A 10409-nucleotide genomic window follows, 5' to 3' on the forward strand; every position below is an offset into this window, starting at 1 on the left:
ACAGGAAGCTGTACCAAATCAGTTGTCACAACCAGCCCTACCACAGCTGACAACTGTGCGGTAACTCAATTAACTTGGGTCATGACAGGAGCAACCGTTGCTAGCTCACCTGCAACTGGTATCAATAATCTTGGAACCAGAACTTTTAACTTAGGAACAACCACTGTAACTTATACAGTTTCAGATGCCGCTGGAAATACCGCTACAACTGCTTATTCCGTAACAGTAACAGATGATATCAATCCTACCATTAACACTTTAGCCAATATCACAACGAATGTTGCTGCTGGTAGTTGTACCAAATCAGTTGTCACAACCAACCCTTCAAGAGCCGATAACTGTGCGGTAACTCTATTGACATGGAGTATGTCAGGAGCTACAGTTGCTAATTCACCTGCAACTGGCATTAACACAATTGGTACCTACACTTTTAATCTTGGCACTACTACTATTACTTATACGGTTGCTGATGCTGCTGGTAATACCGCAACTACTTTTTATACCGTAACTGTAAATGACAATATTAACCCCACTATTAGTTGCCCTAGCACTATTTCTCAAAATGTAGATACGGGCAGTTGTACCAAAACTGTTGCCACAACCAATCCTACTACCGCTGATAATTGTGCGGTAACCAAATTGACCTGGACGCTGACTGGTGCTACTACAGGCACTTCACCAACTTCTGGTATTAATACTTTAGGAACAACTAGCTTCAATTTAGGCACCACCACTGTAACCTACCGAGTAGAAGATGCAGCTGGGAATTTTGCGACTTGCTCCTATACTGTTACTATTACCGATAATATCGCGCCTACTATCAGTTGCCCTTCTAACCTTTCTCAAAATGTAAGTGCTGGTACTTGTACCGCTAGTGTTGCCACTCCTAATCCAACTACAGCGGATAACTGTGGAGTAACTAAATTAACTTGGACGCTAACTGGTGCTACAACAGGCACTTCTCCAACCACTGGAATTAATAATCTTGGTACTCGAACTTTTAATTTAGGTACAACTACCGTAACCTATCGTATAGAAGATGCAGCGGGGAATTTTAATACTTGCGCTTATACCGTAATTGTAATTGACAATATTAATCCGAGTCTAACTCCTGGCTTAAACCAATCGGCCAATACACCTACTGGTAGCTGTAGTGCTTCAGTAGCCATAACAAATGCTATTTATAGTGACAATTGTTCCGTTTCATCTTTTACTTATGCTTTAAGTGGTGCAACAAACAAAGCAACAACCGCAGGTCAAATAGGCACTTATACGTTCAACAAAGGAGTGACCACGATAACCTATACTGCTGTTGACAATTCTGGAAACACAACAACAGGAACAAAAACTGTTACTGTAATTGATAATGTAGCTCCTACTACCCCCACCTTACCGACAATAACAGCACAATGTTCGACAACTATTACCCCTCCCACTACTACTGATAATTGTGATGGAACCATAACCGCAACCACAAGTGATAACACCACCTTTACTTCACAAGGTACATTTTCAGTTGTTTGGTCTTTTAAAGACAGTGCCAATAATGAAACAATTGTTACTCAGAATGTGGTAATAAACGATACAACCGCCCCATTACCAGACATAACAAATTTACCTGACAACAACATATCAGGTTGCAAAATTGATAGTTTAACCCCACCAACTGCAACAGATAATTGTTCAGGTACGATAAATGGTGTACCCAACATTAGCTTCCCATTCACCACTCTAGGAACAACAGTTGTTACTTGGACCTATACTGATGCCAAAGGCAATAGCAGTTCCCAAATGCAAAATATAATCTTAACCGCTCCATCCATTTCTGGCGGTATGCTAAAAGGATATTTAAGTGATATTTATACTGTTGCCGACGCAACCGACAACATCGCTATAACTTCATGTCCTGACGATACAAATCCTGTAAAAATTGATTTAACCAACGAAATTGGAACCATTATTCGATGGGAAAAATTTGAAGCAGGAGATACTAATTGGCAAATTATTGCCAACACAACTGATACCTACAACATTGTATTTAATTATTCAAACACAAAATCAACTCTATTTCGTGTTTTAGTTCAAGTTGGAAATTGTACTGAATATTCCAATATGGTAAATATTCACGCAATTCCACCCGATGTCCCCCCAGTACTTGAACAAAACGATTTTACCATTTGTCTAAATGATTCTGTAACTTTAATAGCGCATAACGGTTATGACTCAGCTACAAATGTGGATGATGGAGGTGATTTTAATCAAGGCCAATTTCCCAACAAATGGGATCCTACCCAATGGAAAATAGATGGTCAAACAGCAGGTGCTCAGTGGACCGCTGCGGGTAACAACACCAAATTCAACAACTGGTCTGGAACGAACAATCATCCGGTAGGAACAAACTACCGAATTGAATACGACTCTAATGATTTTAAATTTGGTATTGCTCACGGTAATTACAATAGTACTGCTTATATCAATGCATTTCCACCAGGCAACCCCACCACACTTGAAACACCTATTTTTAGTCTTGTAGGGCTTAGCACGGCTACGGTTGAATTTGATCAAGCTTATAATTTACATGCAGGAGATATTGCTAAATTAGAGTTATCTTTAGACGGTGGCGTAACTTATACTGTTGTTTTACAAGATTTAATTGGAACTAGTCCAAAAGCCAATTCGTGGGCACCTGTTCCTTATCCCTATCAATTACCTAAACCAAATAATTCTACTACAACCTACTTTAATTTCCAAAATGACAACTCTTCATTTGACATCTCTGATTATATAGGTAATGATAATGTAAGAGTAAAATGGACCTTTTTTGGAACAACTGATGAAAGTGCGTGGGCCATAGATAATATCAGCATTCCTGTGAGACCTTATAGCGATGAATTGGAATGGACCGATGGAATAGGTGATCCTGGAGAGCCACCACTTGCATCAGGAACTATCGATGTTGCTTACACCTTTGTCCCCACAGCACCAGGGGTACATCAATATGGTGCCACGAGTATTATTAATGGCTGTAGAGCCTACGATCCTGATGGCACAGCCATAGCGGATGTAAAAGTAAATTATTCCTACGCTGGAACCGACATTACTCCTATTCCGAGCAAATGTGGAGGAAGCAATGCCACTTTAAACGCTTATGATAACCGATTAACTGCCACTCAAAACAAAGCGAATGGTGCTTATCTAGGAACATTAGATAAATTTAGTGACGATCCTGGAACACAAACAAACGGAACATGGTCAATTGTTTCTTCTTCCGGAAACACCTGTGGCACAGGCAGTTTTTCCAATGTAAATGACCCACGAGCTACTTTTACTGGTGCTGCAGGAACCTACACGTTAAGATGGACTGTTGCCAATTGTAGTGATGATGTACAAGTAACGTTAGAAGATTGTAATGTGATTGATTTTGATGGACAAGATGATTTTGTCAATTTTAGGAATAATTACAATTTACCAACTGCTTTTTCTATCGAAGTTTGGGTAAAACCTGAAACTCAATCTGCATCCCCAACCAATATTAAATCAATTTTAAGTAAACGAAATGCGGATAATTTAAGCAATCCAAATGGATATGATTTAAGATTAGACAACAATAATTATATCTCATTCAATTGGAACAATGGAGGTAGTGTTGTTTCACCTCTTCCTATAACCACTTCGAGATGGTACCATATTGCCGTGACTTTTAATGGTACCACTTACAAACTATTTATTGACGGAATTGAAATACAATCTACAACAGGTAGTGCTCCGGTTACAAATAACTTCAATTGTTTATTAGGAGCAATGGATCGAAATGGCAATCCTAATCAACCTACAAATCATTACAAAGGCTGGATTGATGAAATACGAATTTGGAATACCGCTTTAACTACTGACCAACTACACCAAATGATGAATCAAGAAGTTAATTCCAATGGAACCCTTGTTCGTGGTACTATCATTCCTATCGATGTGTATGGGTTAACTTGGGCAAATTTAAATGGTTATTATCGAATGAATGACATTAGTTGCGGTTATCTAAGACCATTTGCTAACAAAGGTGTTGATGGAAGACTTTACAACATTAATACTTCTCAACAAGAAACAGCGCCACTACCTTACACGACTATAAGAAATGGAAATTGGAAAGATAGAGGAGCGACAACAACACCTTGGTTGTACGGAAGCACTGTTTGGGATTACCCTAATAGCACAGGTATAAATGGCGATCCTATCGATTGGAATATTGTAGTTTCTTCTAATAATTTAAACAATGACGATAAAGACATCACTTTGTTAGGGTTATTAATGAATACAGGAACCCAACTTGATGTTCATGCGCCAGGAGCGTTAAATGAAACAAATACTGGTAATATGTTATGGATTACTCATTATTTGAAATTGGATGGATTCATCGATTTGATTGGAGAATCACAATTGCTTCAAAAAAGATATTACAGTTATCCAACACAATACAGCGAAAGTATTTTTGATGAAGCGAGTACAGGATACATCGAACGTGATCAGCAGGGCAAAAAAAACAGTTTCAATTACAACTATTGGACATCACCAGTAACTATCCGAGGAGCGGCAAACAATTCCCCTTACACCCTTAATGGCGTTTTGCGGGATGGAACTGATTCGGTTATACCAAAAACCATCAATTTCGTTTCAACTGCTTTTGCCGCAGATGGACCAGTTGAAAATCCTATAAAAATAAGTACCCGTTGGATTTGGTCATACAATTCTAAAACATTGGCTAGTAACTCTGAATGGAACAATTACTATTTATGGAATCATATCTATAATTATGGCTCCCTCAACACGGGTGAAGGATTTACTATGAAAGGTACAGGAGGAACAGCCCCTTTAACCAGCACCCAAAATTATGTTTTTACAGGAAAACCTAATTCAGGCACAATTACATTAGGATTGCCATTTGAACAAACCTATTTAATTGGAAATCCATATCCTTCCGCTTTGGATGCTGATGAATTTATAAAAGACAATATTAAAGACTGTGCAGATTGTAGAGCAAGTGTCAACACTTTTAACGGTGCGCTCTACTTTTGGGATCATTTAGGGATTACTAACAATCATATCCTTGCCGAATATGAAGGAGGATATGCTACTTACACTCTCATTGGAGGAACTGTTGCAACAGTAAATGGTGATTTGAACTCTCAAAGTGGTACTAAAGGAACAAAAGCGCCCGGGCGATACATCCCTGTAGCTCAAGGTTTCTTTGTTGATGCTGCATTAGAAACTTCCATAATAGGAAGTACTGTTAGTGTTCAAGGAGGTCCTTTGGTATTTAAAAATAGCCAACGTGTCTTTTATAGAGAGGATAATACCAATTCTGTTTTTATGAAACCTGGAATTTCTAGTAAAACTAAAAATACAACTGAAACAGATACTCGGGCTAAGATTAGATTGGGCTATCAAACTCAATCTGGCAAATACCGACAATTATTAATTGGTAGAGACAAAAATACTACCGCTACTTTTGATTTAGGATATGATGCTCCTATGTTTGATTTAAACGAAGATGATTTGTATTGGATTATTAATAATAGTCCGTTTGTCATTCAAGGTGTTCCAAATTTTGATATACATCAAATAATTCCTCTAGGAATAACAGTACAAAATGAAGGTGAATCTCAAATTATGATTGACAATCTAGAGAACATTCCTAACACCCTCAACGTATATATTTATGACAATGTCACTATGCAATATCATGATTTAAAAACCAATGTGCTTACACTTAGGCTACCTAAAGGGATTTATGATAATCGATTTAGTTTACGATTTAAAAAAGAATCCTTATTAAATGAAGAAGATAATCTTTCAAGTAAAGAAGGTATATATGTGTATTTTAAACCTGAAACCTATGCAATTGCCATCAATAATTACGCACTGGATAAACAGATAAAAAAAGTTACTTTATTCAATTCACTTGGACAAAAAATTAAAAATTGGACGATTGACGACAAGCATCAAGAGACTATTCAGTTGCCATTAAAAAAAATAAGTTCTGGAATTTATATAATTACAACTAAAACCAATAAAGGTTCTTTCAACACAACAATTGCGATACGATAACTTTATCTATCTTACAATTGCTTCTCTTATTGAAATAATTTTAAATAATCTTCTTTAAGCGTCTCTATCTGAGACGCTTTTTGTTTAAAAAACAAACCTCACATTCCAACTCACTGTCACAATTGATCAACAAAAAAAACAGCAAATTTGTAAATGTTGAAATTTTATTTCAAGACAATGTCAAAAAAACAAAAATAAGTGTGCTATTTTTATTTCAAAAACAATTACAAAATGCGTTTTATCGATAATTTTATACTTTTTATCGATAAATTAAAATAAAATAATCTATTTTTACCATCTAATTTATCTATTTGAAAACCAAAGAAGTTATTCGTCGATATAAAACTGCTTTCATCGAAAAAAAAGGTAAAAAAACTGACATTAGATTAAAATTGTTAATTTTGTTTTTAAGAAAATTAACCACTATTGACAAATACCTTAAAATTTTAGATAAAAGAATTTATATCAATTCATAACCTAAATTGATATTAAAAAATAATACCACTACAATATCTATTTACAACTGTTTTTTCTAAAGAAAAATGCAGTAAATATTGAACATCTAACGGTGACTATTATGAAACAAAAATACTTATATCTAATTTTATTATTATCCATTACTTTTTCTGCTTTCACACAGAATTTGGGTGACTACGTTTCATTCACTAATGGAAATTGGGAGAACTTATCTACTTGGAAGGTTTGGGATGGTGCTACATGGATAACACCCACAACTTTTCCAGGTCAAATGTCAGGCACAAATCAAGTTACTATTTTATCAGCCCACACAGTAACCATTCCTACTAATCTGACAACGGTTGCAATAAGTAATATTGAAGTAAAAGGGATTCTCAATTTAAGTCCCACAACTTCTCCTAACACCATTACTTTAAACACAACAACTCTAGATATTGATGGTGGTTCTTTAAATTTCGACCTCACAAAAGTTCGTTTAAACCTACCCTCAAGCGCTATAATAATACTAGAAAACGGAGGTAATTTCACTGGTAAATGCACAAACAATGATGAAATTTTTATTGGTACTAAAAGATATGCAGCCTGTGTAGGTGGAGGTTCTAATGTGTACACATTTGGTGAAGTAGCTCTTTCAGGAGGAAATGTAAACGCAAAAATTACTGTTCCAACTTCTGACCCCACAACTGCTCCGCCTTGTACTACTATAAATTTAACCGGCGGCTACTCAGGTACCGAAACTGGTGTGACGTATAAATGGACTGTACGAAACCCAAGCGAAGTTACCACAGAAATTGCAAATGGTTCTCTCTCAAATAATTTAGAAAGTACTTCTACTTCGTTTGTCCCAACTGCATCTGGTCAATATCTCATATCGTTAGAGATTACAACAGCCGCATCTGCAACTAATATTGAAACAACCACAATTATTGTTAACAATGACACCGAAGCCCCCTCAGTAACCTCCTGTCCCTCAAATGTCAGTTTTTCAACAAATAGTGGACTTTGTTATTATACTTTAAATCCAGCCGAGCCTGTTTTTACTGACAATTGCAATATTGCATCTATAAACTGGACAATTTCAGGTGCCACAACAGGATCAGGTAACAATACAATCGAAACTACAAATTTTAATGTAGGTACAACAACCATTACTTATACTGCCATTGACACCTCTGGAAATAATGCAACTTGCACTTTTACCATCACTGTAATCGATGATATTAATCCAACTATAAGTACTGTTCCTGTTTCGGCAACAACCAATTCAGGATGTACTGCTACGGGTGTCGTTTTAACTGTCCCTACTACTGCTGATAATTGCGGGGTAACTTCGGTAACTAATAATGCACCTAGTGTTTTCCCTTTAGGAAATACAACCGTAACTTGGACCGTAACGGATGCCGCTGGAAATTCCGCTACTGCAACTCAAACCGTAACGGTAACCGACAATGTTAATCCAACTATCACTGCTCCTGACAATGTAAGTGCTACTACTGATACAGACTGTATTGCTACAGGGGTAAGTCTTGGAACTCCAACAACGGCAGATAATTGCGGGGTAGCTTTGGTAACTAATAATGCACCTAGTGTTTTCCCTTTAGGAAATACAACCGTAACTTGGACCGTAACGGATGCTGCTGGAAATTCCGCTACTGCAACACAAACCGTAACAGTAAGCGACAATGTTAATCCTACAATCTCGGCTCCTGACAATGTAAGTGCTACTACTAATTCGGGTTGTACTGCTAATGGCGTTGCCCTTGGAACTCCAACAACAACTGATAATTGCGGGGTAGCTTCGGTAACTAATAATGCACCAAGTGTTTTCCCTTTAGGAAATACAACCGTAACTTGGACCGTAACGGATGCCGCTGGAAATTCCGCTACTGCAACACAAACCGTAACAGTAACCGACAATGTTAATCCTACCATCACAGCTCCTGCCAATGTAAGTGCTACTACTAATTCGGGTTGTACTGCTACAGGGGTAAGTCTTGGAACTCCAACAACAGCAGATAATTGCGGGGTAACTTCGGTAACTAATAATGCGCCAAGTACTTTCCCTTTAGGAAATACAACGGTGACTTGGACCGTAACGGATGCCGCTGGAAATTCAGCTACTGCAACACAAACTGTAACAGTGACTGACAATGTTAATCCTACAATCTCGGCTCCTACCAATGTAAGTGCTACTACTAATTCGGGTTGTACTGCTACAGGGGTAAGTCTTGGAACTCCAACAACAGCTGATAATTGCGGGGTAATTTCGGTAACTAATAATGCACCAAGTGCTTTCCCTTTAGGAAATACAACCGTAACTTGGACCGTAACGGATGCTGCTGGAAATTCAGCTACTGCAACACAAACTGTAACGGTAACGGACAATGTTAATCCTACAATCTCGGCTCCTGACAATGTAAGTGCTACTACTAATTCGGGTTGTACTGCTACTGGCGTTTCCCTTGGAACTCCAACAACAACTGATAATTGCGGGGTAAGTTCGGTAACTAATAATGCACCTAGTGTTTTCCCTTTAGGAAATACAACCGTAACTTGGACCGTAACAGATGCCGCTGGAAATTCCGCTACTGCAACACAAACCGTAACAGTAACCGACAATGTTAATCCAACTATCACTGCTCCTGCCAATGTAAGTGCTACTACTAATTCGGGTTGTACTGCTACTGGAGTAACACTCGGGACTCCAACAACAGCTGATAATTGCGGGGTATCTTCGGTAACTAATAATGCGCCTAGTGTTTTCCCTTTAGGAAATACAACCGTAACTTGGACCGTAACGGATGCTGCTGGAAATTCCGCTACTGCAACACAAACCGTAACAGTAACCGACAATGTTAATCCTACAATCTCGGCTCCTACCAATGTAAGTGCTACTACTAATTCGGGGTGTACTGCTACAGGGGTGAGTCTTGGAACTCCAACAACAGCCGACAATTGCGGGGTAGCTTCGGTAACTAATAATGCACCTAGTGTTTTCCCTTTAGGAAATACAACGGTAACTTGGACCGTAACAGATGCCGCTGGAAATTCAGCTACTGCAACACAAACTGTAACGGTAACGGACAATGTTAATCCAACTATCACAGCTCCTGCCAATGTAAGTGCTACTACTAATTCGGGTTGTACTGCTACAGGGGTAAGTCTTGGAACTCCAACAACAACTGATAATTGCGGGGTAACTTCGGTAACTAATAATGCACCTAGTGTTTTCCCTTTAGGAAATACAACGGTGACTTGGACCGTAACAGATGCCGCTGGAAATTCCGCTACTGCAACTCAAACCGTAACGGTAACCGACAATGTTAATCCAACTATCACTGCTCCTGCCAATGTAAGTGCTACTACTAATTCGGGTTGTACTGCTACAGGGGTAAGTCTTGGAACTCCAACAACGGCAGATAATTGCGGGGTAACTTCGATAACTAATAATGCACCAAGTGCTTTCCCTTTAGGAAATACAACGGTGACTTGGACCGTAACAGATGCCGCTGGAAATTCAGCTACTGCAACTCAAACCGTAACAGTAACCGACAATGTTAATCCTACCATCACAGCTCCTGCCAATGTAAGTGCTACTACTAATTCGGGTTGTACTGCTACAGGGGTAAGTCTTGGAACTCCAACAACGGCAGATAATTGCGGGGTAACTTCGGTAACTAATAATGCTCCAAGTGCTTTCCCTTTAGGAAACACAACAGTAACTTGGACTGTAACGGATGCCGCTGGAAATTCAGCTACTGCAACTCAAACCGTAACAGTAACCGACAATGTTAATCCTACCATCACAGCTCCTGCCAATGTAAGTGCTA

At 38.4% G+C, this 10409-nt stretch carries 2 protein-coding genes; both read left to right on the forward strand.

The window, feature by feature from the left end:
• Positions 1-81 precede the first annotated feature (81 nt).
• Positions 82-6102, forward strand: a complete 6021-nt coding sequence (locus tag K5R64_RS15285; RefSeq protein ID WP_220764668.1) for an HYR domain-containing protein — start codon at positions 82-84, stop codon at positions 6100-6102.
• Positions 6103-6679: 577 nt separating this feature from the next.
• Positions 6680-10409: HYR domain-containing protein (locus K5R64_RS15290; protein ID WP_220764671.1), on the forward strand; the 3730-nt coding region annotated here is incomplete at its 3' end.

Origin of the sequence: Flavobacterium sp. UMI-01 (assembly GCF_019656315.1) — a bacterium.
Classification (GTDB): domain Bacteria; phylum Bacteroidota; class Bacteroidia; order Flavobacteriales; family Flavobacteriaceae; genus Flavobacterium.

Excerpts from the sequence above, each read along its gene's own strand:
- K5R64_RS15285 (WP_220764668.1), top strand. The coding sequence starts at position 82 with ATGACAGGAGCAACCGTTGCTAGCTCACCTGCAACTGGTATCAATAAT.